Annotated in this window: 28 protein-coding genes and 1 tRNA gene; 9 read left to right on the top strand and 20 right to left on the bottom strand. The window is 52.4% G+C overall.

Annotated elements, in window-relative coordinates; genetic code table 11:
* Positions 1 to 156: 156 nt before the first annotated feature.
* Positions 157 to 1,011 (bottom strand): uracil-DNA glycosylase, encoded by an 855-nt coding sequence (locus tag GFR01_RS01070; protein ID WP_099180945.1) that lies wholly within the window; start codon positions 1,009 to 1,011, stop codon positions 157 to 159.
* 1 nt (position 1,012) lies between these two features.
* Between GFR01_RS01070 and GFR01_RS01065 the strand changes: the two genes are divergently transcribed.
* From GFR01_RS01065 to GFR01_RS01055, 3 genes are read left to right on the top strand one after another with little or no spacing between them, the layout of a single operon-like run.
* Positions 1,013 to 2,776 carry a tetratricopeptide repeat protein gene (locus GFR01_RS01065; protein ID WP_099180944.1) on the top strand — a complete coding sequence of 588 codons (1,764 nt, stop codon included), beginning with the start codon at positions 1,013 to 1,015 and terminating at the stop codon, positions 2,774 to 2,776.
* Positions 2,773 to 3,651, top strand: coding sequence for a 4-(cytidine 5'-diphospho)-2-C-methyl-D-erythritol kinase (locus GFR01_RS01060; protein WP_099180943.1), 879 nt, complete (start codon positions 2,773 to 2,775; stop codon positions 3,649 to 3,651). Before GFR01_RS01065 ends, GFR01_RS01060 begins: the two co-directional genes overlap by 4 nt.
* 34 nt (positions 3,652 to 3,685) lie before the next feature.
* Entirely contained in the window at positions 3,686 to 4,084 is a 399-nt protein-coding gene (locus GFR01_RS01055; RefSeq protein WP_240283199.1) for a hypothetical protein, read from the top strand.
* Here GFR01_RS01055 and GFR01_RS01050 read toward each other — a convergent pair.
* From GFR01_RS01050 to GFR01_RS01005, 10 genes are read right to left on the bottom strand one after another with little or no spacing between them, the layout of a single operon-like run.
* The gene (locus tag GFR01_RS01050) at positions 4,081 to 4,407 is read right to left on the bottom strand and encodes a hypothetical protein (protein WP_099180942.1); all 327 of its coding nucleotides are present in this window, start codon (positions 4,405 to 4,407) and stop codon (positions 4,081 to 4,083) included. The two genes, GFR01_RS01055 and GFR01_RS01050, sit on opposite strands and share 4 nt — an antisense overlap.
* Before the next feature lie 4 nt (positions 4,408 to 4,411).
* Positions 4,412 to 4,807: a response regulator gene (locus GFR01_RS01045; protein WP_063904405.1), complete on the bottom strand. Its 396-nt coding sequence runs from the start codon at positions 4,805 to 4,807 to the stop codon at positions 4,412 to 4,414.
* The gene (locus tag GFR01_RS01040; RefSeq protein WP_373317576.1) at positions 4,807 to 5,859 is read right to left on the bottom strand and encodes a protein-glutamate methylesterase/protein-glutamine glutaminase; all 1,053 of its coding nucleotides are present in this window, start codon (positions 5,857 to 5,859) and stop codon (positions 4,807 to 4,809) included. The genes GFR01_RS01045 and GFR01_RS01040 overlap by 1 nt, the downstream gene beginning before the upstream one ends.
* 2 nt (positions 5,860 to 5,861) lie before the next feature.
* Positions 5,862 to 6,692 (bottom strand): CheR family methyltransferase, encoded by an 831-nt coding sequence (locus GFR01_RS01035; protein ID WP_099180940.1) that lies wholly within the window; start codon positions 6,690 to 6,692, stop codon positions 5,862 to 5,864.
* Positions 6,680 to 7,102 (bottom strand): chemotaxis protein CheW, encoded by a 423-nt coding sequence (locus GFR01_RS01030; protein ID WP_063904407.1) that lies wholly within the window; start codon positions 7,100 to 7,102, stop codon positions 6,680 to 6,682. Before GFR01_RS01030 ends, GFR01_RS01035 begins: the two co-directional genes overlap by 13 nt.
* 11 nt (positions 7,103 to 7,113) lie before the next feature.
* Positions 7,114 to 9,162: a chemotaxis protein CheA gene (locus GFR01_RS01025; RefSeq protein WP_099180939.1), complete on the bottom strand. Its 2,049-nt coding sequence runs from the start codon at positions 9,160 to 9,162 to the stop codon at positions 7,114 to 7,116.
* Positions 9,159 to 9,518: a response regulator gene (locus GFR01_RS01020; RefSeq protein WP_063904409.1), complete on the bottom strand. Its 360-nt coding sequence runs from the start codon at positions 9,516 to 9,518 to the stop codon at positions 9,159 to 9,161. The genes GFR01_RS01025 and GFR01_RS01020 overlap by 4 nt, the downstream gene beginning before the upstream one ends.
* Positions 9,515 to 9,784, bottom strand: a complete 270-nt coding sequence (locus GFR01_RS01015) for an STAS domain-containing protein (protein WP_063904410.1) — start codon at positions 9,782 to 9,784, stop codon at positions 9,515 to 9,517. Before GFR01_RS01015 ends, GFR01_RS01020 begins: the two co-directional genes overlap by 4 nt.
* Entirely contained in the window at positions 9,784 to 11,457 is a 1,674-nt protein-coding gene (locus GFR01_RS01010) for a methyl-accepting chemotaxis protein (protein ID WP_244902097.1), read from the bottom strand. Before GFR01_RS01010 ends, GFR01_RS01015 begins: the two co-directional genes overlap by 1 nt.
* Positions 11,399 to 12,340 (bottom strand): retroviral-like aspartic protease family protein, encoded by a 942-nt coding sequence (locus GFR01_RS01005; RefSeq protein ID WP_244902096.1) that lies wholly within the window; start codon positions 12,338 to 12,340, stop codon positions 11,399 to 11,401. The genes GFR01_RS01010 and GFR01_RS01005 overlap by 59 nt, the downstream gene beginning before the upstream one ends.
* A 224-nt stretch (positions 12,341 to 12,564) precedes the next feature.
* Between GFR01_RS01005 and GFR01_RS01000 the strand changes: the two genes are divergently transcribed.
* Together GFR01_RS01000 and GFR01_RS00995 are read left to right on the top strand one after the other, a co-directional pair.
* Positions 12,565 to 12,641 (top strand) — tRNA-Asp (locus GFR01_RS01000).
* A 191-nt stretch (positions 12,642 to 12,832) separates the two neighbouring features.
* Positions 12,833 to 13,075: a hypothetical protein gene (locus GFR01_RS00995; RefSeq protein ID WP_099180937.1), complete on the top strand. Its 243-nt coding sequence runs from the start codon at positions 12,833 to 12,835 to the stop codon at positions 13,073 to 13,075.
* Between the two features lie 11 nt (positions 13,076 to 13,086).
* On the opposite strand, the gene GFR01_RS00990 is transcribed toward GFR01_RS00995, so the two are convergent.
* Both GFR01_RS00990 and GFR01_RS00985 read right to left on the bottom strand, forming a co-directional pair.
* A complete protein-coding gene (locus tag GFR01_RS00990; RefSeq protein ID WP_099180936.1) occupies positions 13,087 to 13,851 on the bottom strand; it encodes an ABC transporter ATP-binding protein in 765 nt (254 codons plus the stop codon).
* A 4-nt stretch (positions 13,852 to 13,855) separates the two neighbouring features.
* Positions 13,856 to 14,695, bottom strand: coding sequence for an ABC transporter permease (locus GFR01_RS00985; protein ID WP_063904414.1), 840 nt, complete (start codon positions 14,693 to 14,695; stop codon positions 13,856 to 13,858).
* 123 nt (positions 14,696 to 14,818) lie between these two features.
* Here GFR01_RS00985 and queE point away from each other — a divergent pair, with 123 nt between their 5' ends.
* From queE to GFR01_RS00970, 3 genes are read left to right on the top strand one after another with little or no spacing between them, the layout of a single operon-like run.
* Positions 14,819 to 15,460 (top strand): 7-carboxy-7-deazaguanine synthase, encoded by a 642-nt coding sequence (gene queE / locus GFR01_RS00980; RefSeq protein WP_099180935.1) that lies wholly within the window; start codon positions 14,819 to 14,821, stop codon positions 15,458 to 15,460.
* Entirely contained in the window at positions 15,457 to 16,158 is a 702-nt protein-coding gene (gene queC / locus GFR01_RS00975) for a 7-cyano-7-deazaguanine synthase QueC (protein WP_099180934.1), read from the top strand. Before queE ends, queC begins: the two co-directional genes overlap by 4 nt.
* Positions 16,155 to 16,688 carry a 6-carboxytetrahydropterin synthase gene (locus tag GFR01_RS00970; protein WP_099180933.1) on the top strand — a complete coding sequence of 178 codons (534 nt, stop codon included), beginning with the start codon at positions 16,155 to 16,157 and terminating at the stop codon, positions 16,686 to 16,688. The genes queC and GFR01_RS00970 overlap by 4 nt, the downstream gene beginning before the upstream one ends.
* Positions 16,689 to 16,694: 6 nt before the next feature.
* Here GFR01_RS00970 and folE read toward each other — a convergent pair whose 3' ends face one another.
* The 5 genes from folE to GFR01_RS00945 form a co-directional block, all read right to left on the bottom strand.
* Entirely contained in the window at positions 16,695 to 17,333 is a 639-nt protein-coding gene (gene folE, locus GFR01_RS00965; RefSeq protein ID WP_082872712.1) for a GTP cyclohydrolase I FolE, read from the bottom strand.
* Positions 17,334 to 17,341: 8 nt separating this feature from the next.
* A complete protein-coding gene (gene folK / locus GFR01_RS00960; protein ID WP_099180932.1) occupies positions 17,342 to 18,229 on the bottom strand; it encodes a 2-amino-4-hydroxy-6-hydroxymethyldihydropteridine diphosphokinase in 888 nt (295 codons plus the stop codon).
* On the bottom strand, positions 18,226 to 19,071 hold the full coding sequence (gene folP, locus GFR01_RS00955) for a dihydropteroate synthase (protein WP_099181574.1): 846 nt from the start codon (positions 19,069 to 19,071) through the stop codon (positions 18,226 to 18,228). The genes folK and folP overlap by 4 nt, the downstream gene beginning before the upstream one ends.
* A gap of 56 nt (positions 19,072 to 19,127) precedes the next feature.
* A complete protein-coding gene (locus GFR01_RS00950) occupies positions 19,128 to 21,380 on the bottom strand; it encodes a putative bifunctional diguanylate cyclase/phosphodiesterase (RefSeq protein ID WP_244902094.1) in 2,253 nt (750 codons plus the stop codon).
* Positions 21,381 to 21,932: 552 nt separating this feature from the next.
* A complete protein-coding gene (locus GFR01_RS00945) occupies positions 21,933 to 22,748 on the bottom strand; it encodes a DsbA family protein (protein ID WP_099180931.1) in 816 nt (271 codons plus the stop codon).
* A gap of 152 nt (positions 22,749 to 22,900) precedes the next feature.
* Between GFR01_RS00945 and GFR01_RS00940 the strand changes: the two genes are divergently transcribed.
* The gene (locus GFR01_RS00940) at positions 22,901 to 24,292 is read left to right on the top strand and encodes a gamma-glutamyltransferase (RefSeq protein WP_240283182.1); all 1,392 of its coding nucleotides are present in this window, start codon (positions 22,901 to 22,903) and stop codon (positions 24,290 to 24,292) included.
* A gap of 2 nt (positions 24,293 to 24,294) precedes the next feature.
* Here the strand turns inward: GFR01_RS00940 and fliP are convergent, their stop codons facing one another.
* Entirely contained in the window at positions 24,295 to 25,032 is a 738-nt protein-coding gene (gene fliP, locus GFR01_RS00935; protein WP_063904422.1) for a flagellar type III secretion system pore protein FliP, read from the bottom strand.
* Entirely contained in the window at positions 25,029 to 25,322 is a 294-nt protein-coding gene (locus GFR01_RS00930; RefSeq protein WP_063904423.1) for a flagellar biosynthetic protein FliO, read from the bottom strand. The genes fliP and GFR01_RS00930 overlap by 4 nt, the downstream gene beginning before the upstream one ends.
* Between the last annotated feature and the right edge of the window lie 188 nt (positions 25,323 to 25,510).

Here is a 25,510-nt window from a genome sequence, read left to right as displayed (position 1 = left end):
GTGCTACCCGGTTTCAGCTGCAATGGCAAGGTTTCGTTAACCCGAACAGACATTCGGACTAAGCGATGATACAGTCACACACTGGAACAATCCAGTGGCAAACACCTGTTTTCGAGTAGTTTTTTACGTTTTCACGAAGTTTTTTCAGCCGCCAAATTAAGACTGGTTTTGTACCCTATTATCAGCGGCCAATCTCTCCATTAAAACGAGCAAATCCTGCCAGGCATTTCTCCGTGCAGCCGGGCTGGCAGCCAACTGAAGAGGGTGCCGCATGGGAAGTAAAGGTACTGGATTCGGCAGGCCGGGAATCGTCACGGCAGTCCATTTCCCCCTCAGACGGTTCAACATCGCCTGATCGCCCAACAACATCCGCAGTGGTGTTACGCCCACCGTGACAATCAAAGGCGGCCGACAAAGCGCAATTGTCTTGAGCAGGAGCGGCTGACAAGACCGCATCTCCTGATCCGTTACCCCGCGCCCGCCTGGTGGGCGCCAGGGAATGGCCGGCGCCATGGAGAGAGCCTCCCGCTTCATCCCCACCGAGGCCAGCATCCGTTCCAGCAGCCCCCCTGCCCGGCCAGCAAAAAGAGTTCCCGAGCGGTCTTCGTCCGCATCAGGCGTTTCACCAATCAACATGAAAGGTGCATGTTCGACATGGATCGGCCGAAGCCTGTGCGTTGCCGTTCGAGCCAGGAACAGATCATCCAGAGCTTCGCTGGCGGCAATGAGGGAGGGAAGATCCTTCGCCTGCTCCAGAGCAGACCCACCTGCGCTTCGTATCGGCCCAGTTGGAATTTGCGAGCGTAACGGCGCACTGATCCGCGTAGGAAGAACGCGGGCAGCCTCCGAAAGACGATCAATCGTTTCCTCCGAGAGGGCTTCGTCCACTCCCCATTCGTATTGCAGCTGCAGGGCAGCAAGCAGCTCGGCCCGGCTCGGAACTGGCTGGGGCGTCATGAAGCATCCGTTCAGGTTGGCGTCAGACCACAGGCGGTCTAGGATTGTCTCCATTATGCAGATCACGCGCGGCTGGCCCAGATCAATTCCGGTTTTTTCCTACTCGCTTCGCGCGGGTTTTTCAGCAATCGGGCTGGTAGGAGCGCTGTCTCAGGCCGCTTCCGCCGCGCCCGTGCCGGAAGTTCTGCCAGCGATCAGCCCAGAAAAATCCCTGACCGGCTGGCTTCTGGCGTCCAGCGTCATGATGCAGCGGGGAGATATTGACGCCGCTTACGACGCACTGTCGCATGTTCTCACCCTATCATCACAGAATCTGAAGCTTCAGGAAGATGGCCTGCGCTATGCCGCAATGACTGGCCATGAAAACGAAGCCGTAGCTCTGGCGAAAACCCTTCCGGCCAGTGATATTGCGACACTTGTTCTTGCGCAGAATGCTGTGTCCAGAAAAGCCTGGACGGAAATGCGCCAAACCCTAAGCCGTAGCAGTCACCACGGGCCGCTCGTTTCCGTAGCTGCCCCCGTGCTGCTCGCTTGGACACAGGCAGAAGAGGGTCACATCGATCAGGCTCTCAGCACACTCAATACCGCGGCGGCCTTTGCCCCCACGCGACGATTGTATCAACTGCATGCGGCCCTGATTGCAGAACGGCTCCCGTCCCGGCAGCAGGCACAGTCTTTCTATCAGAAAGCTGGCAGCAGTCCGGATGACCCTCTCACCCTTCAAATTCTCTACGCGCAGCTTTATGGCGCCTGGCTGGAGGGGCAAGGACAACACCCTGCTGCACGTGACGTTATCGCTGCACTCGGCGTCAGTTCGCCGCTTGCTTCGATGATTATTGGGCCCCTTCAGCACAACCTTCAAAAACGGGCCCCTCTCTCCGCCGCACAAGGTGCAGCGATTCTGAACCTGCAACTTGGTCTGATGATCACAGACGTCATCCAGCAGGAGGGCATCCCCCGCGATCCGGCAATCATTACCCTTCAGCAGGCGCTTTATCTTGACCCCAACCTGACAGTGGCCCGCATTTTCCTGGCGGATACCTTTCGAGAAGGGAACCAGATCCCGAAAGGACTGGACGTTCTCGAACACGTTTCCAGCTCGGATCCACTGGCTGCGTTAGCCGCTCAGGAACGTGTTAATCTGGCCAGCCGCTCCCATGACCTTCCCATGCAGGCAGACGCACTTCATCGCGCCCTAACCCTTTTGCCGGACAATCCTGAGTTTCTGGTCCAGCTCGCAGAAGTTCAGGACCAGATGGGACACCATGCAGAAGCGATTGATCTCTACACAAAAGCGCTAAAGGCCTCTCCCCCGCGTAAAGAAATCGCATGGCCTATTCTCCTCGGTCGGGCAATGGCGGCTCAGGAAAGTGGAAACTGGGCTATGATGCAGGAAGACATGCGCCACGCTCTTGAACTGGCTCCCGATCAACCAGAAGTTCTCAACTTCGTAGGGTATGCCAGTATCGAGCATGATCTCGACCAGGATCACGCGCTACAACTTCTCAAACGTGCCCTGGAACTTCAGCCTAATGACCCTTCCATTCAGGATAGCTACGCCTGGGCACTCCTGAAACATAAAGGAGACCTGAAAACAGCTCTCCCTATTCTCATTCAGGCGGCCGAACATGCATCCAGCGATGCTGAGATTGGCTACCATCTGGGTGTTGCCTACTGGTACCTGGGTCGTCACACAGAGGCACAGGATCAATGGAACCAGTCTCTGGACGACAATCCACAACCTCAGGATCGTACACTCATTCTCAATGCCCTCCAGCAGGGCGGTCCACACCTCAAGGCTTTTGAACAGAACAGATGATTTTTCTTCAAGACACCGCTCATGCCAAGATCAATCTCTACCTGCATGTGACCGGACGCCGCCCTGATGGATATCATCTTCTCGACAGCCTTGCGGTTTTTGCAGGTGCCGCCGATGAAGTGCGTATTGCAGAAAAGTCAGATCGCTTTTCTCTCTCTATTGAAGGACGCTTTGGAGCGGGCCTCGAAGCTGACGACAGCAACCTCGTCCTTCGGGCCGCACGCGCTCTTCAGGCTCATGCCGGAAAAAACGCCCCGCACCACCTGACGCTGGAAAAAAATCTGCCCGTTGCCTCCGGTATTGGCGGCGGCTCGGCTGATGCGGCATGTACCTTGAGATTACTGGGCCAACTCTGGAATATCGACGAAGCAGAACTGATCGCTATTGCCGAACCTCTGGGAGCCGATGTCCCAGTGTGCGTTCAGCAAAAACCAACCCGAATGGAGGGAATTGGAGAAATTTTGACGCAGGCTCCCGCCATGCCGAATGGTGGTATCCTGCTTATCAATCCCGGCGTTGCAGTCTCCACACCCGATATTTTCCGAAGCTTCGCCAATATGGGCGGTATTATAGAGCGGCCTGCTCCAATATTCTCTTCTGAGTGGACATCCATGCGTGACCTTGTGGAGATGCTGTCTTACACAGCCAACGATCTGCAGGCCCCCGCAATCCGCCACGCTCCAATTATCGGGACAGTATTGAGTTCATTGGAGGCTCAGGAAGATTGCCTGATGGTTCGTATGAGCGGTTCAGGCGCGACCTGCTTTGGCCTCTTTCCAACTCCAGAAGCCGCACGCAAAGCTGAAATTGAACTTTCCAAAGAGGCTGCCCATCGGGAATGGTGGACATGGGCAGGCCCCTTCCTTCAGAATTAGTGCGCTTTTACGCTTTAAAGAGAGTCTCAGGAACATGACAACCGGACCACGCATGCAGGTTACGCGCTCCGAGGACGGACAGAAGATTGTTCTTTCTTTCCTGGAAAGCAGCGGACTCAATGGCGATATTACACTCGATGAAGCCCAACTGACCCAACTGATCACCAGCCTGGGCCTGGCACGAACCGCCCTGGTAGAAAAAAAGCCCTCAGCACCGATTGAAGGCGCTCGGTTTTCTCCTGTGTACAAAACCAACTGGGCACTTCAGATCGATACCCTGACAGAAGGGTCTCTTCTGGCATTCCAGCATCCGGCTTATGGCCCGGTCGGGCTTGTTTTCACTCCCACCGATGCGGAACAACTCATTCGGGGCCTTCAGCGCCACCGTGCGATGGTTCATTCCAACCCGGCAGATGCGAACAAACCCAGCTAAAAGAGTTCGATATCACCCGCATACTGTGAAGAAGACTTACTGCTTCCCGCCAACCCCTCACGCAGAACTGCAAGCGTCATCTGCGCCACTGCATCGGCGCTGATTGTCATGGCTTGAACATCTTCCTGTTCTGCCAGCCTTTGAAACAGGAGCCGGAACTGGTCCAGCGTCTGCGTCAGGGAATCAAAAAACTGCAACGCCGTGGTTTCTTCGCGAGCAACGTGCGAAAGGGCGAGACGTTCGAGCGTCTGGCATTCTTCGAGGGCTCGGGACATCTGAACGGCAGCCCCTTGGAACAAAGTCGCAAGCGCAAGAAACTCCATCTTCTCAGGCTCCGCAAATCGGACCAAAAACAGCCTCGATGCGAGCTTTCAAAGAACTGGTCGTGAAGGGTTTAGCGAGAAAATTGTTTACTCCCGCAGAAATGGCTTGCTGCACCAGCTCTTTACTCGCCTGGCCTGTCAACATGATGAAGCCTGTTTTTGCACTCTGCGAAGATGCCCTCACCGCCTTGAGCAATTCAAGACCATCCATATCCGGCATATTGAAGTCAGAAATAATCAGATGGGTCGGAGTTACTTTCAGGTGTTCCAGGGCTTCGACGCCGTTACGCACGCCAGCGACATGCACAAATCCAAGCTGAACGAGACTATTTCGCAGAAGTGACCGAATGGATGTCTGATCATCCACAAGAAGAACAGACATGGAGGAGGCGGAAATCATTAATGACTCTCCTGAGTACGATGTTCAGCAAGACGAAGGATGGATGGTCCGATTTCGGACAGCGGTAACTGTGTTTCTACAGCCCCGCATTCAAAAGCAGCTTTTGGCATGCCGTAGATGACAGAAGTATTGCGATCCTGCCCGATAGTTCGTGCCCCAGCCTCTCTCATAGCCAGCAAACCCCGAGCCCCATCAGTCTCCATGCCGGTCAGAATGACACCTACCGCATGACGTCCTGCCACCTGGGCGACTGAGAAAAACAAAGCATCCACAGAAGGACGATGGCCATTGAGAGAAGGGCCAGACACGAGATGACAGCTATAGGGAGACATACGTCCCGTACGGGTCACTTCAGTATGCGCCTCGCCCCCTGGAGCGATGAACACTTTTCCTCGGACAAGCTTGCATCCATCTGTCACAAGACAAACGTCCGGGCGTGAAATCGCATTAAGCCGTCGAGCAAAATTTTTAGAAAATTGCTGCGGCATATGCTGCACAATCACGGTCGGAGGGCAATCTTCCGGAAAGCTCCCAAGAACCTCCCCTAACGCCTCAACCCCACCTGTTGAAGCGCCAATCGCGACTATCGGGTCAGAGCCCCCCGAAAGCCCGGTCGACATACCTCGAGGAGCACTTCCATGCTGAGAAGCCGCACGCACAACCGCGTCCGCCAACCCGGCAAAAATAGCCTCACCGTGCTCACCAGACGACTTGGAAAAACATTCTACGGCTCCTAACCGACAGGCCATTTCAGTCATTTCGCTGCGAGGCGCCATGAGGCTGGATACCATGACGACAGGCATAGGCCGTAAGCGCATAATTTTTTCTAGAAATTGCAGCCCGTTCATTCCGGGCATTTCAACGTCTAGCGTCAACACGTCCGGCTTAAGCTTCAAGATCAGATCTTTGGCTTCCAGTGGTGTCCCGGCTGTTCCCACAACTTTGATTTTAGGGTTCCGCTTAAGCGCAAGCGCTATAAGGGCACGACTTGTCAAAGAATCGTCTACAACCAGTACAGAGATAATGTCAGAATAAGTCCTATGCCCACTGATCACTATTTTACTCTCTTGTATGAATTCAATCCGACAGGCCGCAAACCAAGAAGTTCCGGATTTGAAATTCTTTCTGAATGGCCAATATATATTTCTCCACCGACATGCAGTCTCTGAGCCAGCCGAAACCACAATTTCTCTCTTGTCAGCTTATCAAAATAAATTGCTACATTCCGGCAAAATATTGCGTGAAATTTTGATTCAAATGGCCACCCGGCAATGAGATTAAGGGGATTAAATCTGACTAATTCCAATATCTCCCTTTTAAAGGTGAACGCACCTTCTTTTTCTAAACAAAATTTATTAAATTTTTCTAAAGGAATAGATTTTTTTTCTTCTAAATCGTAAAGTGCAATTTTTGATTTCTTAAGCATATTTGTATCAATATCAGTCCCAAGAATTTTTATTTTTGCCGAAGGTGAACCCATCAAAACTTCAGAAACAGTCATTGCAGCCGAATAAACCTCTTCCCCGCTCGAGCAGGCAGCAGACCATATTCTTAATTCTTCACCATCTTGTATTCTTCTAATAAATTTTTCTTCCACCAATCTGGATAAATAATTGAAATGATGAACCTCTCTATAGAAGGCAGTAACGTTTGTCGTTAACGCAGCAATCATCTGCGAACGCTCAGTAGCGTTCGACTGAATGAGATCGCAGTATTCTTCGAAATTTGATAATTTGTTTTCCCGCAATCTTTTGTTTAGACGCGAAATTACAAGATCGGCTTTCTTGTCGCTTAAAAAAATACCCGACACATCATAGGCGATCTGAGAGATAATCCCCAAAGAACGATGCGATATTTTTTCGTTTTTATTGTTCAATGGAAACATTCTTCAATCAAGCCGGAAACATTCAAAATAAATATCACACGATTATCAATGGAAAGTATCCCATCCACAAAATTTGAGATATCACTATTAGAAACATCAGGAAGATTTTTTCTGACTCCTTCATCATAGTCTATAATATCGGAAACATTGTGAACGGAAAATGAAACGGTTTTTTCTCCTTTTTCTATAATAATCATAGCTTTTTTTTCGATTCCATCTTTCAATGATTTTATTTTCTTACAAAAATCAATAAGAGGAATTACCGTTCCGCGAATATTAATAATCCCCTCCATAAAAGAAGGAGATGAAGGAATTGGGGTAGCCTGAACCCAGTTCCGAATTTCGCGTACAGCCTCAATATCAATGGCGTATTCTTGATCGTATGCTGTAAAAACAAGTACTTTTGGCATTGTGTTTTTCCTTATTCAGCTGATCTTACAAATTTTTTTCCGGAAACACTTTCTATAAGAAAATCCACATCGACAATTAAAGCCACACCACCATCCCCTAAAATGGTAGCCGACGAAAATCCAGGTATCTTTCTATAGTTTTTTTCTATTGATTTAACTACGAATCTAGATTGATCAATAATATCATCAACAATTATTGCTAGTTTTTCTTTTTTTTCATTTTCTATAACTAAACACGAATTACTAATTACGTCTTTTTTTTCTTTTTTAGTTAACTTTTTACTGTGCATAATAGGAATATATTCGTCTCGGTACGGGTAGCCCCATATATCTTCTGAAATTTGAATTTTTTTGCTTTCCTGAAACAGAAATGCCTCTACCACGCCGGAAACTGGAACAATGAAATTCTGTTCCTGTGTTCTAAAAATCAGTCCTTCGACAACAGCCAGTGTCAATGGAAGAGAAATCGAAAATAAAGTTCCTTTATTTTCTTCCGTTAAGATAGAAATCCTTCCCCCTATTTCAGAAATGGATTTTCTAACGACATCCATGCCTACCCCTCGTCCCGAAAGATCAGACACATTTTCTACGGTAGAAAAGCCGGGTTCAAAAATAAGATTTTGTATTTCTTCTTTTTCCATAGAGTAACTACTATTAATAATCCCTTTCGAAATGGCTTTTTTATAAATTTTATCGCAATTCAATCCGGAACCATCGTCCTCGACTTCAATGATGATCCGGCCAGACCGATGGAAGGCACGTAAAGATACTTTACCTTCGGCTGGTTTTCCTGCTGCAACACGAATATCTTCACTCTCAAGTCCATGATCTATAGCATTCCGCACCATATGCGTCAGAGGATCAGACAATTTTTCCAGGATAGACCGATCGACCTCTGTATCTTCACCTTCAAGGTGTAGCGTTACGTCTTTTCCAGAAATTCGGCTTGTCTCGCGTACAATGCGACCCATCCGTTGGAAAACGGTCTTAATAGGATGCGCCCGCATTGCCATCACGTTTTCTTGCAGTTCGTGTGTTAATTGATCCAATTCAGAAATGACAATATCCAACGCAGAACCTGGGCGAATATCATTGGCTTTCATCTGAGAGCGAATAGCTCCTTGATTAATTACAAGCTCGCTCAGAAGATCTACCAGTTTGTCAACTCGCTTTGTATCAACCCGAATGGTCGGATTTTCTTTGCGCAAATTTTTAGGTGAATTTTCTATTTTCAGAAATTCATTGTTTATTTCTTCTTTTTTATTTGAGTTAATTTTCTCTAATTTATTTTCATTTATTTTTTTATCTATGAATTTTACTTCAATATTACTACCGGACCATTCAAAAACCTCTTCTAAGGAATTTTTATCTTCGCAGGAATTTATTTGCACATTCCATACGGAATATGTGTCATTTATATTAAATTCTTCAAGAGCAGGAACATTATTACAGTACAGTTCAACTTCTATTCTCCCTTTTTTCTCTAAAAAAGAAAGAATATTACGGATATCATCTCCACTTTTATAAAGTCCAATTTTAGGTGTGATTTCCAAGTGGAGTTTTTGTTCTTCCGGAAAATCTATTTTTACGGGCGTGAAAGAGAATCCGTCTATATCTTCGGGGAGAGGATCCACTACATCTGTATTTTCTAATACAATCTGGGGGGCATTGAGATAGCGATCCAGCTCTTCAACCACATCGTCTTGAACGGTTAAATCTCTACCATCTCGATAAAATCCTACGATATCTGCAAGTACGTCAGCTGCTTTTAAAAACGTTGCTACGGACGCATGGTCAATTGTGCATTCGCCGGAACGAAATTTTTCTAGGACTGCTTCAAAAAGATGGGAAAACCGGACAAGTTTTTCCATACCGAAAGCCCCAGCTCCCCCTTTTATGGAGTGAACCGCTCGAAAGATAGTATTGATCTTCTCTCCTGGGCCCGTCTCTGCATTCAGAGAAGAAAGCTCATCTTCAAGGAGACTCAACTGCTCTCCGCACTCTTCAAAAAATATTAGCCGGATAGATTCCAGATCATCGGCCTCAACATCATTGTTCATGCTGAAACCCGATCAATCGTGTTTAAAAGCCGAGTTGCATCAAATGGCTTTACAAGCCAGCCTGTCGCACCAGCCTCACGACCTTTTTCTCTTACTTCGGGGCTACCTTCCGTTGTCAGAAACAGAATTGGCAAAAATTTTGTCTTATCTTCCTGTCGCAATTTTTGCACCAATTCGAGACCATTCATACGGGGCATATTGAGGTCGGTAATAATAATATCTGGATCAAATTCACTCAGCTTTTCGAGTGCATCCATCCCATCCTCTGCCTGACAGACAGCATATCCTGCGCCTTCCAAGGTACTCTTCAGAAGATTCCGAATTGTTCGCGAGTCATCAACGATCAGAATATTCACTGTCTCGTGTCCCCATCTAAAAGTCCTTTAGCTCCAAGCAGAACCAAAGATTTTTCCAGTTCAGGAGAAGGGTTTTGGATTATGAAGCGGTTATTGCGCGCTAACGCTGTTTTCCTAGCTGACAGTAAGATCTCGAGGCACCGCCCCCCTAGACGTTTCACGTCTGCCCCATCCAAAAGAATATCTTCCGGTAGCGCTTTCAGCTGTTCCAGCAGGTCAAAAGCAGCGCCTGTCTCAAGCAGCTCCGGCAAACAAAAAACGTCCATTAGCGAAACTCCTCCCAACCTTCGTCAGAAGTCTGGTAGGCTTCCGTAACCAAAGGTAGTTGAGGCACTATGTTCTGATACTGAAAGTCAGGCTGAACTGAAAGAACATCTTCACTACACAGATGAAAATGACGAACAATCTGAACCAGTTCTTCAGCCTCAGCGCTCAAATTATGGCTTGCTGCTGTAGCCTCTTCGACCATCGCAGCATTTTGCTGTGTATTCTGGTCCATCTGACTGACTGCAGTACTAATTTCAGAAAGATTATTAGCTTGATTTTGCGCTCTCGTTGCAATTTCACCAATCAAGAGACTGATTTCACTCACGTTCTCCACGATAGTCTTCATTGCCCCTCCCGTTTCTTGGACGAGAGCTGTACCTTTACTGATCTGTTGAGTACTGGACGTAATAAGGTTTTTGATATCTTTCGCCGCGTCGGCCGAACGTTGGGCCAAGGCTCGTACTTCGGTCGCGACAACAGCAAACCCTCGTCCCGCCTCACCCGCTCGAGCGGCTTCTACTCCTGCATTCAAAGCTAGAAGATTTGTCTGAAACGTAATGTCATCGAGCAGGCCCAGTATCTGGCCGATTTGTTTGGAAGACTTCTGAATATCGAGCATAGCCGTCGTTGCAGCAGCCATTACATCGCCTGAACTTTGAGCTCTCTCAACAGTCTGTCGGGCAACAGTACTGGCATGCGTCGCCGCTTCAGCCGTTTTTTTTACGGTTTCTGTAACTGCCCCGACGGATAATGTCGTCTCTTCGAGCCGACTGACCTGTTGCTCTGTACGACGCGCGAGATCATCCGCAGCGGAGGCGATCTCTGCTGAACCAGACGAAATTGTACTGACACTGTCATTCAGAGACATCAAAATTCTCTGAAGATCTTCAGTAGTAGCGTTGAAATCCAGTCGCAGTTGGTCATACCGGCTTGGAAAATTCTCTTCCAGACGATGATCCAGACATCCTGCACGCAGTTTGTTCAGTGCCCCCCCCAGAATGTCCGTAATCTTTTCAAAAGACTGGGTCTCAGTTCGAACATTCTCTCGAGCACTCTCAACCTCCTCCTGCGCTTGCAGGAGGGCTGTTCGAGCCTCAAATGCGTCTTTGTTACTTTTGAGAAGGTCAGACTGCACGCTCTGCAAGCGCGCTTGTATTGCGAGGAGTTCAGGAAGCGAATTCTCAGAAGGAAGAATGTCCTGAACAGCCAGAACCTGGGCACCTTGTGACAGCGCATAAGCAGGCCTGAATATCCTGAAAAACAGGATAATGGCCGCAAGCAGGCTGACAAAAAGAACCAGCACGTCCGGTGCTACTTCCATAAAAACGGACGCTAAAGATTTGGCTCCCTGCACATTCCGGACATGCCAGAATGCCACTCCTGCGAGGACGAGTACGGGAGAAAGTGCAGTCATCCAGAAGAAAAACCTGGAAGCAACGCTACTTTCAGAACGTACGGTCACATGAGAGGAAAACATTCCAGATTGCCCAGTCATACACAGGTCCCCATATTCCGCAGATCCAAGACCTGCGGATATGACGTCCTGTTTATCGGCAACTGATTGATAGTCTGTTAACAGTCGGCTGAAACGCCTCTTTGAGGTTTTTGATACGTTATTCAGCAGCCTGGTGATCTGGATCGTTAGATGGAATATCGGTGTCATGCTGAGCATAAATCTTGCTTCCACGACCGATCCACAAACGATAATGCCGCATGAAATCACTCCCCAGCAGCGCATCGGTATTGGGAAGATCATCATCCAAAACACTCAGCCGAATATTATGAAAAACAATATCACCTATCTCGAGCGTTGAAAAAAGATGATGATAAATCTTCACAGGATCGCGGGTTAATCCAAAACCTACACTTACAGGATCCTGCTGCAGCATTTCGCGCGTTACACCTGCACGACGCGCCGTGTGCATTGTAACGAGCGTATTCGTAGCCCCAGTATCCAGGGTCGCGTCTGCCACATGGCCGTTGACCTTGATCTCTAATATCGTTTTCAAATTATCGGCCGTGTCGTGACTGACATGAATGGTGTGAACACGCTCTCCCCAACCTGGGGTTGGGCTGGGACAATCCTCCGTCCGCACCAATCGAACGATATGGTCAGGAATATCAACGATCGTATCGTAGTTACCGAGGAAATCGTCACCAAACAGGCCGACAATGGGAAGGCCGTTTATGGACCCTCCGAATTTACCCCCTGCAACAATAGCAAAATCGGAAGCTTTGGAAGGCCCCATTTCCAGGCTGTCAATTTTAACCACCTGAGCAAGCTCTACTCCCCCAACTCCAGTGAGTGTTCCATACGACCCGACCACATCCAGACCCAGAGGGTTAATATGGGATGTTCCTATCAAAGACGTCATTGCACCCGTGTCAACAATAAGGGCCACTGGATGACCATTGATACCAGCCCGCACAATCGGAGAGCCCGAACGGTTGATGATCGGCATCACCCCGCTCGTATAAACTTTGCATTCAAGGGGCCCTGTCGGCGCGCATGCTGCCAACCCCGACACGAGCAGCCCTATGATGACGCCCTGCATCCATGCTCTCATGCCAGCCTTGTCCCACTTTCATTATTGCAAACCATTACACTTGTCCCGCATGATCAATTTTCCCTGCAAGTTACTTTTTTTGTTCAAAAAAGCATTTTTTTCGAAAAAGCCTCTTGCCACCCCCCAAGGAGGTTGGTACATCACCGCCACCGACCGAGAGGACGCCAACACGGCGCTGAACGGACGGTCCAAAGATCGCTGAAAAGCGGTTTGCGGGTGTAGCTCAGTTGGTTAGAGCGCCGGCCTGTCACGCCGGAGGTCGCGGGTTCGAGCCCCGTCACTCGCGCCACTCTTTATACGAGTGGCCTACGAACTCCCCAAAAATAAAAATCTACTGAAGACTAATTAAAATAGGTTTTTCCTTCGGCTCCCTACGTTACAGATCGTTGCACTTCGTTCTAAAGCGACAAGGTTTTGGTAAGGGTACGTTAACGCCTGCCATACGACATTAAGGCCTCCTTCTCTCTTAAAGGATGCATCATGTCTTCCAGCATTTCTTCCCTAGGCTCTTCTGCCATGTCGTCCCTGTACAGCACCGAAAGCAGTCAGAACTCCTCCTCAACCTCTTCCACTCAGGAAACGACGACGACTACAACCAATGCTGATGGTTCTGTTACGACGACTATCACTGATTCGTCGGGCAACATCGTTTCTGAAACGACGACCGGCGGCACGTCTACCAGCTCGAGCAGCAGTGACCATGAACTTGATGTTACTGCCTGAGAAAGGCGCGATCAGGCGCTAAGATAAACGTCCAGCACTTCGTCGGGCGTTCCATCCATCCGGATCCGACCATCTTCCAGCCAGATAACCCGTGTGCACCATTTGCGCATCACATCTGGCTGGTGAGTAGAAATCACCAGAATATCCGCATGCTGGACCATGGCCTCAAGACGCTCCTGCGCCTTGTTCATGAAGGCACCGTCACCTGCCAGAAACCATTCATCCATCAGCAAAATCTGAGGCGTCATGGCGGTCGCCAGACCAAAAGCGAGCCGCACAGTCATGCCCGAACTGTAAGTTTTTACAGGCATGTCCATATACGACCCCAGATCCGCAAAGTCCTGCACGTCCCGATCAACCTGACTGATTTGCGCCTTGGATAACCCGCCATGCAGCCCATACAGACGGATATTTTCCCGCCCTGTAAGTTCCATGTTCATGCCGAGACTGGCATCCAGCAGAGTACCGATCGAGCCTTCCAGCCTCACACGCCCGCCGACTGGCTCATAAATGCCAGCCATCGTGCGTAGGAGTGTTGTTTTCCCTGCTCCGTTCCGGCCAATCAGACCAAGACGTTCGCCAGACTTCAGGTTGAAACTGATATCTCTCAGGACACTAACAACTGTGCGCTCACGCCCATCCTGCATCAAGTGAGCGGCGGGAGACCCAGGCCGCAGGCTGGAAATCGTATTTCCAACATGCTTTTTCAGAGACCGGCTCTGGCCATGATAAAGCGGGAAATCGATCTGGAGCCGATCAATGTCAATACGGGGCATGGGATCAGATCCAGTAAGGGATACGGGCACGCATTCGGCAGAACAGGGCCGCAGCCAGTCCCCATAACAGAACGCCCTGAACAATCGCTGCGATCCACAAAGAGGAACGCACATCATAGCCCATCAGGGGGCCACGCATGATTTCGAGAATTGGGTAGAACGGGTCCAAAAGCAGATACTGGCGTCCTACATAAATCAGATCCGGTTTCCAGATCACAGGCGTAACGAAGAAGAAAATCTGCAGAATCGAGGACATGATTGGCGCAATATCCCGGAAGCGGGCACCGAGCATGCCAATCAGAAGAATGATTGCAAAGCTGTCCAGAAACCAGATTGGCAGACTGACAAGCAGGCTCCAGCTCTGCTTTGGCCAGACATGATAAATGCCGAATACGACAGCAATCACCACAACGTTGTGGAGGAATGTCAGCACATTGCGGACAACGAGCCGGATAACGGGAAGTGTCGCCGGGATGCGTCTCGCATGGAAGAGAGATGTGCTCTGCGTAAAGACCGTCGCCGCATCGTTGATGACGCCGCTGATATATCCCCATAAAACGATGGAGAGGGACAGAAACGGCAGGTAATGCGGCAAATCCATATGAAAGAGGTAGCCATAAACCACTCCCATAGCCGCAACCATGATGGCCGTTGAAAGCGTCAACCAGAATGGCCCAAGGATCGAGCCACGATACCGTAGCTTGATATCCAGCCAACCCAACGCAAGCGCCAGCGGCAAAAGACGCAGTCCGGCCTTCAGATCGTCCAAAGCGGCCCGTACACGGCCGAATCCCCTCTGTGGCGAGAGATCAAGTATGGGAGTACGGGAGTTGCTGTCTTCCATGAGCCTCTCCCTACCATGAAAGACGTTTCTGCCCACCCCTGCGTGGCTCTGGAAACACATAGCGACCCATAAAAGAATGTTTTCCCTTGCATCCGGCGCGATCCTCGCCGACATGCTGCGGTCATGTCTTATGCTGTGAAGGAAATGTTCGTGACCCTCCAGGGAGAGGGTGCGCAGACGGGTCGTGCGTCCGTGTTCTGCCGGTTTGCCGGGTGCAACCTGTGGTCAGGTCGAGAACAGGACCGCGAGACGGCGGCATGCCGCTTCTGCGATACGGACTTTATTGGAGTGGACGGAGAAGGCGGCGGCCGCTTCAAGACCGCTGCCGAACTGGCCGAAACCATCGAGCAGTGCTGGAAAAGTGCCGCGGACGAAAGTGGCCGACGATACGTCGTCTTCACGGGGGGCGAGCCTCTCCTGCAACTGGATGCGGAACTAATTGCTGCCGTTAAGGCCAATGGGTTCGAAATTGCCGTCGAGACGAACGGCACCATTGCTGCGCCTGATGGGATCGACTGGGTCTGCGTCAGTCCAAAGCCGGGTGGTCCTCTTGTCCAGACCAGCGGTGCGGAACTGAAGCTTGTCTATCCGCAGACAGAGCTTCCACCTGAGATGTTCGAGGGCCTGTCGTTCCAGCATTTCTGGCTTCAGCCCATGGATGGTCCTGCACGGCTGGAAAACACACAGGCTGCCGTGGCTTACTGCCTCGCGCACCCACGCTGGCGCCTGTCCCTGCAAACCCACAAACTGATCGGAATCCCATGAGCAACGCCGCACTCGTTCTTTTTTCCGGCGGTCAGGATTCCGCAACGTGTCTGGCCTGGGCGCTGTCACGCTTCGACCGGGTCGAAACTGTCGGATATGCATACGGCCAGCGCCACCTCGTGGAACTGGAGTGCCGTGACACCCTCCGCGCTCGAATGGCCGAGCACTCCCCGGAATGGAAAACGCGCCTTGGCGAAGATCACACGATTGATCTCGCCTCCCTCGGCGCTTTGTCCGAAACAGCGCTGACACGAGAAGCTGAGATCGGTTTCAGCGAAAGCGGCCTCCCGAATACGTTCGTACCAGGCCGCAACCTGATCTTTCTGACTTTCGCGGCAGCCCTCGCCTATCGCCGGAACATTAAGCACATCGTCACCGGTGTGTGCGAGACCGACTATTCGGGCTATCCGGACTGCCGGGATGACACGATCAAAGCTCTTCAGGTCGCGCTCAATCTCGGCATGGACCAGCGTTTCGTCCTTCACACGCCTCTGATGTGGATCGACAAGGCACAGACCTGGGATCTGACAGAAGAACTTGGCGGCAAGACGCTCGTTGATCTGATCAACCATGAAAGCCACTCGTGCTACATGGGAGACCGGACCCATCATCACGCCTGGGGCTATGGCTGCGGTACCTGCCCGGCCTGTGAACTTCGCGCGGATGGCTGGCGCCGATACTGCGAGAGCAAGGCATGACGGCAGAACTCATCTTCACCCGCCGTTTCTGCATGGGCCATCGGCTGATCACCGGCAGCAGCGAGAAATGTGCCATTCCGCATGGGCACAATGAATATGTGAAGGTGACACTCAGGCCCGTAGAAGAGACACGCCTGGACGGTCATCAGAACATGATCCTACCGTTTGCAGAGGCCAAAACGCGCTGGCATGATTTTGTAGACAACAGCCTCGATCATGCTCTTCAGCTTTCGGAGCATGATCCGCTTCTGGCATGGTTCCGGGATCATGAACCTGAGCGTGCCCGCAGGATCGTTGTCACGCCCGGCGACCCGACAACCGAAGTCATGGCCGCTCTCCTACTCGCCAAACTAACAGCTATTTTAGCTGATCAGGGCTCTATCTTGCACGTCCATGCGCTGGAGCTGGAAGAAACACCCACCAACACCGTGCGCCTGACGGGTGATCCGACGTTTTATCTACCGCAGGTCAACCGGGCTCCACAGGAGTGCTGGTGGAACCGGGCTGATATGAGTATTTCAGACTTCTGATTGTTTTCAGCCGCGCAGAAGGGACAGGATTTCCATCCGTGCGGCGTGATCGTGCTTCCATGTTCCACGAGCCACGGTTGTCACGGTCGTAGACCCGGGTGAGCGGACGCCACGCATACTCATGCACATATGTTCGGCCTCGATCACAACCAGAACGGCTTCCGGCGCCAGAACATCTTCCATGGCCTGAGCAACCTGATCGGTCATACGCTCCTGAAGCTGTGGGCGACGGGCAAAACCTTCCACAACACGCGCCAGCTTGCTCAGACCCGTCAGACGCCCACCTGCCGGCAGATAGGCCACATGCGCCTTGCCATGCACTGGGAGCAAATGATGCTCGCACATGGAGTGAAAGCGGATATCCTTCACGATCACCGCACCATGATGCTGATCGGCAGAAAACTGCGTCTTCAGATGCTCGCGCGGGTCTTCATACAAGCCCCCGAAAACTTCCAGATACATCTTGGCCACGCGTTGCGGCGTATCCTGCAAGCCTTCACGCTCCGGATTTTCGCCCACGGCTTCAAGAATGGTCCGGACAGCATTGGCAAGCCGCTCTTCCGCATCCGCAGGCCGTGATAGGGCGCCCAGCGGTCGCTGATCGTCCTTGCAGGCAGTCATGGCAGTAGCGTTCAGATCGGTCATGGCGGGTTTCAGGCTCCTTCGTTCCCCGACGCGGTGCAATCCGGGTCACGCCGGGTCACATCTTCGCTGGTGCGAGGCAGGACTGCTAGCGCGTCCGCCACCCGACGTCCACCGATGACACGGTCCGCCGCTATTTCAGCAAGCGGCTCCAGCACAAAAGCCCTGTCAAACAGATGCCTGTGAGGCACCGTCAGGATACGATCCGACAGGCTGCGGTCATCATAATACAGGAGATCAATATCTACTGTCCGGGCGCCCCATCGCAGGCCCGGAACCCGCCCGAGCTCTCCCTCGATGGTCTTGCAGAGCCTGAGTAGAGCATGCGGTGCGAGGGTCGTACGGCCTATAGCGCACAGATTGACGAAGGAAGGCTGATCGACCCCGCCCCAAGGAGCACTGTCATAAAAGGAAGATACATCCGTGATCTCCAGCCCTTCTTCCATAGACAAGCGATCCAGCGCTGCATGCAGGGTAACTTCGCGCTTTCCCAGATTGGCCCCCAGAGAGAACGCCACGTCATGAACCCTGTGACGCGTCACAATCGTCGCTGTTTCGGATACCGGATAAGGCACTGGTGCAGAGGGCTTGTGAACGGTCACAAGCACAACTTCTACGCGATCCAGACGCCCCAGGATTTCATCAGCAATACGTCCTGCCAGAGCTTCTATGAGCCCCATCGGCTTTCCGGTGACAATCTGCGCCGCAATATCGCAAAGCGTCCCGTAACAGACGGCCTGCATGTAATCATCGTCTGCGATTGCACCTGACAGATCAGCCCGGATCTCAATATCAATGATGAACCGCTGCCCGACACGGTTCTCTTCCGGCAGAACCCCATGATAGCCAAACAGGCACAGATCCCGCACAAAAACAGATGTCAGGGGAGCCGAAATCATGCGTTCTCCTTAAGAATACGGCGGATCGAGAGCGCGTCAGCATGCTCACGAATGTCATGAACTCGCAGAATATCCGCGCCCAGATCCGCTCCGACGAGATTAGCGGCCAGAGTGCCGGCCAGACGATCGTCTATCGGTCGCCCTAGGAGATGTCCAAACAGGGATTTCCGGGAAAGCCCCAGCAGGACCGGAAGTCCATACTCGCGCTTTAGTGTCCCAAGAGCAGCAATAGCCTGAACATTCTGGTCCTGGGTTTTTCCAAACCCAACGCCGGGATCCAGAATAAGACGATTTCTGTGGATGCCTGCTTTCTCGGCATACTCCAGAGAATGATCGAAAAAGCGCCGCCAGTCTGCCAGCACGTCAAGCTGATCATCCACTTCATGCCGGTTATGCATTACAACCGCGTGAGCTTCGCTGTCTGCAATAACAAAGGGCATGTCCGGATCGGCATGGAAGCCCCACACATCGTTGATAAGCCGCACGCCACTTTGCAAAGCCTTGCGGGCAACAACGGCTTTCGTTGTATCGACCGAGAGAGCCAGTCCTTCTGGAGCGAGCCTATTGATGACGGGTTCGAGCCGGGCCCATTCTTCATCGGCGGGTACTAATCGAAACCCCGGCCTGGTGGATTCCGCACCGATATCCACAATATCTGCGCCGTCCGCCAACATTTCCCGGGCATGGGCGAGCGCTGTCTCCGGCGACTGGAAACGACCTCCATCCGAAAATGAATCCGGGGTGACATTCAAGATACCCATCAAAGCCGGACGGCCCGCTGCATGGTGCCTAGACAGCCAGACAGAACCCCCGTCAGACGCAGACAGAAAAAGCTGTTTCATCATACCTTACATAAACGCATGAGACCTTGCCCGTCAGGCCTTTCAAGACGCTGACGTCAAACCTGTGCGAAAGAGGACAGTGGAAGCGGATCCCAGACAAGATCTTCAGCGGGACATGGACGGCCAAGGAAATAACCCTGCACCTCATTGCATCCCTGTGTCTGCAGAAAGCGGTAATGCTCCAGGGACGATACCCCTTCTGCCGTCACAGCGATACCCAGATCCACAGCAAGTTCTATAGCGTTCCGTACAATGGCCGCGCTCCGGGAGTCCTGAAACAGATCCTGCACGAAAATGGTATCAAGCTTGATCTTGGAGAAAGGAAACAGGCGCAGATAGCTCAGTGCTGCAAAGCCTGTCCCAAAATCATCCAGCACCAGCCTGACGCCTTGTCGGTCCAGCAACTGAAACGCATGATAAACGACAGGTTCAGGCTGCAGATCCAGAGTTTCCGTCACTTCGATCTGCAAGCGTCTGGGGTCTAGGCCAGCACGTGACAAAGTGGTCAAAATTCGTTCTGCTACGTTGGGCTGAGAAAACTGGGATGCCATCATGTTGACTGCCACCCAAAGATGGGATGGCCATTTCCCTGCGGCCTCACAGGCGGTTTCCAGAACCCAGAAATCGAACTCGTTTCCCCGCCCGGAGACCTCGATCAAACTGATGACCCGTTCAATGGAGAGAGGCCCGTGGCGGGAACCACTCCAGCGTGACAGCGCCTCAAACCCGCTGATAGCCCCTGTCTGGGCGTCAACAATCGGTTGGTACACAAGAGAAAAAGCCCGCTCCTGGACAGCCCGTCTTACATCCTGAAGCAGATAACGCTGGCGCTCTTCATCTTCCAGTGTAAGGCGTTCGTAAAACGAATAGCGGTCCTGGATTTTTTCTCTCGCGTCATGAAGGGCCATATCGACCGCTTCCAGCAGGGTCTCAAGACTTTGCCCCTTGCAGGATGCCGGAGCGATCCCAACAGAAGCCCGGGCGGAAAGAACCACTCCGTCATGCAGAACGGTAGGTTTTTCAAGCAACGTCATCAGTTCAAGAGCAAGCGCTTTCGCATCTTCCACCCCTGAAGAGAGCGGATCCTGCACAACTGGGAAAAAAGCAAATTCTACATTGCCATAACGGGCCGCAACCCCAGGCTTTTTCTGCCCGAACTGTCTGAGGCGTACACCTACTTCAGACAAAAATACATTCCGAAGAGCTTCGTCATGCGTCTCCACCCCATCACAAAAAAAATTGTCCAGTGACAGAACCAGCAGCGCACAGAGACGAGGGAAGGCAACCTTTTCAAGCAACGTGTTTTGCAGTTGCTCGCAGAACGCTAGGCGGTTTGGAAGGCCAGTTAACTCATCGTGTCGGATGCGTTCGGCATACGCGGATCTTGCAGTTCGCTGCTCCGTTACATTGGCTCCGATCCCGCGATATCCCTGAAATACACATTGACTGAAAACCGGATGTCCGGTCATGAGCCACCAGACCGTTTCTCCTCCAAGCTTAACCGGAATACACAAATCCCTGAATGCCAGTCTATTGGCAAGGCAATGCGCCAGATGCATGGACGCTGACAGGGGTTGTCCGTCAGTCCAGGGAAGAGGTCTACCCGGCTCGATAGCAGGCAACGCCAGAAGATCCGCCAGCGTGAGGCCGGCTACCTCTTCAGCTGATTGCTTCAGAAGAAGGCAAAAACCATCGGAAGGGGTCTGAATGCAGCCGTTCGCGTCTGTTTTCCATATCCAGTCACCGATATGGCTGTCAGACCCTCGAGTCATCATGCTCACGATCTCGTTTCGCTCCCGCTGCTCAAGGCGATCCTTCAAAAGCCGCTGCAGCAGATAACGGCCTAACCCGCTGACGCCGATCACGAACAAGCCGCAGACGGTCATTTCCAAAAAGAGCGAAAGAGTCAGAAACGCCAGCACACCGTAGAAATGCTGCGCCATGACCAAGCAGGCTGCCGCCACGACAGGAAGTGCCAGTGCCTCTACGGCTCCCCTTACAACCGAACACAACAATAACGGCGCAAAAAGCCCAGTGCAGACAATCACTGCAAGAATATGAGCTTTCTCACTCGGTAGATGGAAAACGCAAACCAGAAACCAGCCCCAGATCACACCCAGCGCGCCATTCAGCAGTCTGAGCGATCGGGCTATCTGAGGATATGTCCAGGCGTATTGAATATTTTCAACCGGCGAAGCCGCTGTCCCGGCAAACCAGCTTCTAATCGGACACTCGTAAAAACTGCTGAGAAAAGACCATTTGGATATGGTCCAGAAGCCTACAAGACCGTCCACTAGAACCACGATCATGAGAGCAGCCCAGAGGTCTACCGACCAAAGACAGACCGCAACCACAGGCGCACTGAGGAACTGAGCGAAAAGAAAGAATGGGAGAAGAAGCGCTAACACCCTCAGGCGCGAATAATCAAATGCAGGTTGCAAATGCACCGGGACACGCGGGTGACCGAGATTAAGAGACTGAGCCACCATCCGACCTGATCGGTACATCAGAAAACTGAGAAGACGCCGCACAAAGTAGAGGTGGGCAGAATGCGGTCCCTTCTCTCCCACATCAGAAAACGTCTGTTTTTCTTGGAGATCTTCAGGGTTGGAAGATTGATCCAATGCGAAGTCGCTCCCTGCTTCGCGTATTTTTCTGTCTGCCATCAGGGCCGTACCAGGGGAGCATTTTGTTTCAACAAAATTTTCAGGTCCCTGCCAAAGGCAACAACCTGAAGTGGAAAATAGAAAATTACACAGATTATGTTTAAAAAAAACCCGCCATTCAGGAAAATCAGAGCTCTCAATACCTGTCATAGGTATAATTTCAGAGGTGCGGCGAGTTCAGATCAAACAACACCATCAGGACTTCCGAGCCTGCTCCAGAAATGCATCCATCTGTTCAGCACTCAGGGCACCCGGCGCGACGGCTGCAGACCCAAAAATGAAGGTGGGCGTTCCATCAAGACCAATGGCGCGCCCCTGATCCAGATTGGTCGTAATAAGCGCAACAGTCGCTGCCGAGCTCATATCAGCCTTCAGTCGCTCAACATCTAACCCGTTCGCCTTGGCCAGCTCCATGATCCGCTCCATGGTCGGCTTTGTCGTATCTTCCATCAGAGCCTGCCGCATCACGCCGTATTTTCCCTGTGTGCTGGCCGCAAAGATCGCACGCGTATCCAGAACACTCCCGCTCCCCAGAACAGGGATAACCTTCTCAACCAGCCTGACGTCCGGATGACGGGCCAGAAACTGGTCCACTTCAGGGATCATCGAGCGGCAATAGGAACAACGCGGATCGTAGAATTCCACAACCGTGATCTTGCCTTTCGGATTGCCCCGTACGGCGTAATCCGGCGCTGCTTGCAGATCGTGCAGATGGGCGCGTATCGCCTCGAGTGCCGAATCCTGTTTTTGGCGTTCTGCCTTTTCCCGAAGAGAGCTAATCGCATCCGTCAGGATGGACGGATCTTCTTTGAGTGCCTGCCGAAGGATCTGAACCACCTCAGCACGCTGGGCAGGCGTGAAAGCCTCCGACTGGCTTGCTGGCGCGGCTCCCGCCACGTTCCCGGCAAGGGAAAACATGGAAAAAGCGGCAAAGGCCGTTGCGAACAGGCGATGTTTCACGGGAAGCTCCGGATTGGCAGAAGTCCGGGCACCGTAACGGGAGCCCGCCATTAAAGAAAGACTGTCACAAAGAGAAGCAGCCAAGACCTCTCCCACAAGAGCGCGATTGCCGTTATGACTGGAAAAAACTGAATGTGAGTCCTGCTTCCTCCTTGGGACAGCTCACTTGCCGGACCCAAGACCAGATAGTGGAGAAACGCCAGGTGGCGCACCGTCGAAACCAGATTTCCATCCACGGCACTTTCAAAACAGGCCGTGCCTCGATCCTTCTGGCTTCGGTAGCCTCGGGACTTCTCCTGTCTGCGTGTTCCAGCATTCCAGGTATCAACTCTCTCGTCGGTCCCGCCACGGCTCCTGCCCTGACCGGAAGCATCGGGACAGTGGTCGCTGACGAGCCCCAGGCTGCACTGGTTGGACATGACGTTCTGGCACGCAGCGGCAATGCCGCCGATGCCGCCGTCGCGACGGCCATCGCTCTGGGTGTCACACTTCCGTCCCGTGCTTCTTTTGGCGGCGGGGGGGCCTGCATCGTTTCCCGTCCGAATGCCCCGGCGGAAAGCGTCAGCTTTCTGCCTCTTCCCGGTACGAGCGCGGGCGGAGACCGACCAGCCTCCACACCAGCCATGCTGCGCGGCCTTTATCTGATCCAGCACCAGTATGGATCTGTTGAGTTCAATGACCTGATTGCACCGGCGATGAACCTTGCCAGCAACGGCGTTACGGTCAGCCGCGCCCTGGCGTCGGATCTGTCAGTCGTCCGCACGGCTCTTCTTGCCGATGAGAATGCTCAGGCCATCTTCGGACGCGGTGAATCCGGCACGGTCACAGCAGGCGACAGCCTGATCCAGCAGCGCCTCGCGGGCTTTCTGGAACGTGTACGGTCTGCGGGCGTGGGCGACCTCTATAACGGTGCCCTTGCAGATGTTTATGTAACGGCCGCGCAGAAAGCTGGGGGTCGCCTCAATGATGACGATCTGCGCAAGACGCTTCCTGTGCAGACCGTTGCCCTGACAACGCAGGCCAATGGTCTTACGGCAGCCTTCCTTGCCCCTCCTGCTGATGGTGGCCTTGGAGCGGCTATTCGCTATACAACGGGTGCGTCAGCTCAAGGTGCGGTTGCGTCCTGGCGTGCGTCCGGTGCCACAGATATTGCAGCAGCACAGGCCGCACTGGATAGTGGCAAGAGCGGTGGCGGCTCTCTTCCTTCCCTACCGGCTTCCACATCTTTCGTCGTGACGGATCGCAATGGCATGGCCGTTGCCTGTAGTCTAAGCGAGAACAATCTGTTCGGAACTGGCCGTATCGCTGGCAATACCGGGATTGTTCTGGGAGCCTCTCCGGCTTCTACACCGCGCCCTCTTCTGGCGGCTGCCATCCTGCGTGATCGTCGTGGTCTACGCGCAGCAATTGCAGCATCCGGGCAGAATGATGCAGCTGATGCCGTCGGTGATGCTGCACGTGCAGTCGCTCAGGGAACAGAAATTGCCCATTCCGGTGCAGGGCGCGTCAATGCTGTCACCTGCACAAGTGGGAGCGCCTGCCGCGGTAATACCGACCCGCGTGGCGCTGGCCTCTCTGCTGGCACCACGAACTAACATCACCCGGTAAAACTTCGCACCAGGCTCCCCGCCACAAGTGACCAGCCGTCCACGATCACAAAAAAGATCAGTTTGAACGGCAGGGACACGGTACTGGGGGGGAGCATCATCATGCCAAGGCTCATCAGAACACTCGATACAACGAGATCGATGACCAGAAATGGCAGATACAACAGAAATCCCATTTCAAAACCGCGCCGCAGCTCACCGATCATGAAGGCTGGAACCAACACACGCCAGGGTGTGTCCACGAGCTTTTCCGGTGGCTTTTCATGAGCAATATTCAGAAAAGTTGAAATATCGGCGGGTCGTGCCGTCGCAGCCATGAAATCATGAAACGGCTGTGCGGCTTTGCTCAGCCCCTCCATTTCCCCGACCTGACCCGCCATCATCGGAGCCACACCGGTATCCCAGGATTTCTGAAGTGTCGGCTGCATCACGAAGAGCGTCAGGAAGAGAGCCAACCCGATCAGAACCGTATTCGGTGGCGTACCTTGCGCACCGAGTGCACTTCGTAGCAGCGACAGGACAATCACAATCCGCGTAAAAGCCGTGACCATGACCAGCAGACTGGGCGCAAGGGACAGAACGGTGATGAGCGCACTGAGCTGGACCAGGCGGCTGGTCGTTCCAGCCCCGCCAGACTGCCCTAGATCAATACTCACCGCCTGTGCATGCGCCAGATGTGGAAAAAGACAAGGGAGCGTCAGAATAAGAAGAAGGACCCAGCGTCTCACGAAGCGTCCTCCAAAGCAGCAGCAAATACCGCTCCTTCATTCCGCCATTCCAGCAGAACATCCTGACTTCCGCCCGTTAAAACCAGAACTTCACGGCTACCATATCGCACAACCGAAAGACGCCGTGTTCGATCCAGAGCCATCTGCCCGACCAGAGACAGAGCCGCACTCTCGCCTTTCTGGCCACTCCGCTGTGGCGAGACGAGCTTCAACAGAGGCTTGAGGCAGACAAGCAGCACGATTACAAACATCAGCGCCGAACAGGCAGTCAGACCGTCATGCAGAGTCATGGCATCGGGTTTCCTTCATTTATGAAAGGAATGATGCCGACCAAAGATTAATAGACGCCTAATACCGCGTCATTCTTTCTCAAATCACGGTCGCACCGATGCCCAAAATCTCAGAATCGGGACCGCCATCAACCATTTATTAATGGTGTTTCCTGCATGCTCCGTTCTGTCGAGCCGCTACCGGCACC

Origin of the sequence: Gluconobacter frateurii, from assembly GCF_002723955.1 — a bacterium.
Taxonomy (GTDB): domain Bacteria; phylum Pseudomonadota; class Alphaproteobacteria; order Acetobacterales; family Acetobacteraceae; genus Gluconobacter; species Gluconobacter frateurii.
This window is presented reverse-complemented; position numbering and strand designations above follow the sequence as displayed.

Coding starts and splice junctions, on each gene's coding strand:
- GFR01_RS01070 (WP_099180945.1), bottom strand. CDS start 1,011: ATGGAGACAATCCTAGACCGCCTGTGGTCTGACGCCAACCTGAACGGA.
- GFR01_RS01065 (WP_099180944.1), top strand. CDS start 1,013: ATGCAGATCACGCGCGGCTGGCCCAGATCAATTCCGGTTTTTTCCTAC.
- GFR01_RS01060 (WP_099180943.1), top strand. CDS start 2,773: ATGATTTTTCTTCAAGACACCGCTCATGCCAAGATCAATCTCTACCTG.
- GFR01_RS01055 (WP_240283199.1), top strand. CDS start 3,686: ATGACAACCGGACCACGCATGCAGGTTACGCGCTCCGAGGACGGACAG.
- GFR01_RS01050 (WP_099180942.1), bottom strand. CDS start 4,407: ATGGAGTTTCTTGCGCTTGCGACTTTGTTCCAAGGGGCTGCCGTTCAG.
- GFR01_RS01045 (WP_063904405.1), bottom strand. CDS start 4,807: ATGATTTCCGCCTCCTCCATGTCTGTTCTTCTTGTGGATGATCAGACA.
- GFR01_RS01035 (WP_099180940.1), bottom strand. CDS start 6,692: ATGTTTCCATTGAACAATAAAAACGAAAAAATATCGCATCGTTCTTTG.
- GFR01_RS01030 (WP_063904407.1), bottom strand. CDS start 7,102: ATGCCAAAAGTACTTGTTTTTACAGCATACGATCAAGAATACGCCATT.
- GFR01_RS01025 (WP_099180939.1), bottom strand. CDS start 9,162: ATGAACAATGATGTTGAGGCCGATGATCTGGAATCTATCCGGCTAATA.
- GFR01_RS01015 (WP_063904410.1), bottom strand. CDS start 9,784: ATGGACGTTTTTTGTTTGCCGGAGCTGCTTGAGACAGGCGCTGCTTTT.
- GFR01_RS01010 (WP_244902097.1), bottom strand. CDS start 11,457: ATGCTCAGCATGACACCGATATTCCATCTAACGATCCAGATCACCAGG.
- GFR01_RS01005 (WP_244902096.1), bottom strand. CDS start 12,340: ATGCAGGGCGTCATCATAGGGCTGCTCGTGTCGGGGTTGGCAGCATGC.
- GFR01_RS00995 (WP_099180937.1), top strand. CDS start 12,833: ATGTCTTCCAGCATTTCTTCCCTAGGCTCTTCTGCCATGTCGTCCCTG.
- GFR01_RS00990 (WP_099180936.1), bottom strand. CDS start 13,851: ATGCCCCGTATTGACATTGATCGGCTCCAGATCGATTTCCCGCTTTAT.
- GFR01_RS00985 (WP_063904414.1), bottom strand. CDS start 14,695: ATGGAAGACAGCAACTCCCGTACTCCCATACTTGATCTCTCGCCACAG.
- queE (WP_099180935.1), top strand. CDS start 14,819: ATGTCTTATGCTGTGAAGGAAATGTTCGTGACCCTCCAGGGAGAGGGT.
- queC (WP_099180934.1), top strand. CDS start 15,457: ATGAGCAACGCCGCACTCGTTCTTTTTTCCGGCGGTCAGGATTCCGCA.
- GFR01_RS00970 (WP_099180933.1), top strand. CDS start 16,155: ATGACGGCAGAACTCATCTTCACCCGCCGTTTCTGCATGGGCCATCGG.
- folE (WP_082872712.1), bottom strand. CDS start 17,333: ATGACCGATCTGAACGCTACTGCCATGACTGCCTGCAAGGACGATCAG.
- folK (WP_099180932.1), bottom strand. CDS start 18,229: ATGATTTCGGCTCCCCTGACATCTGTTTTTGTGCGGGATCTGTGCCTG.
- folP (WP_099181574.1), bottom strand. CDS start 19,071: ATGAAACAGCTTTTTCTGTCTGCGTCTGACGGGGGTTCTGTCTGGCTG.
- GFR01_RS00950 (WP_244902094.1), bottom strand. CDS start 21,380: ATGATCGTGGTTCTAGTGGACGGTCTTGTAGGCTTCTGGACCATATCC.
- GFR01_RS00945 (WP_099180931.1), bottom strand. CDS start 22,748: ATGGCGGGCTCCCGTTACGGTGCCCGGACTTCTGCCAATCCGGAGCTT.
- GFR01_RS00930 (WP_063904423.1), bottom strand. CDS start 25,322: ATGACTCTGCATGACGGTCTGACTGCCTGTTCGGCGCTGATGTTTGTA.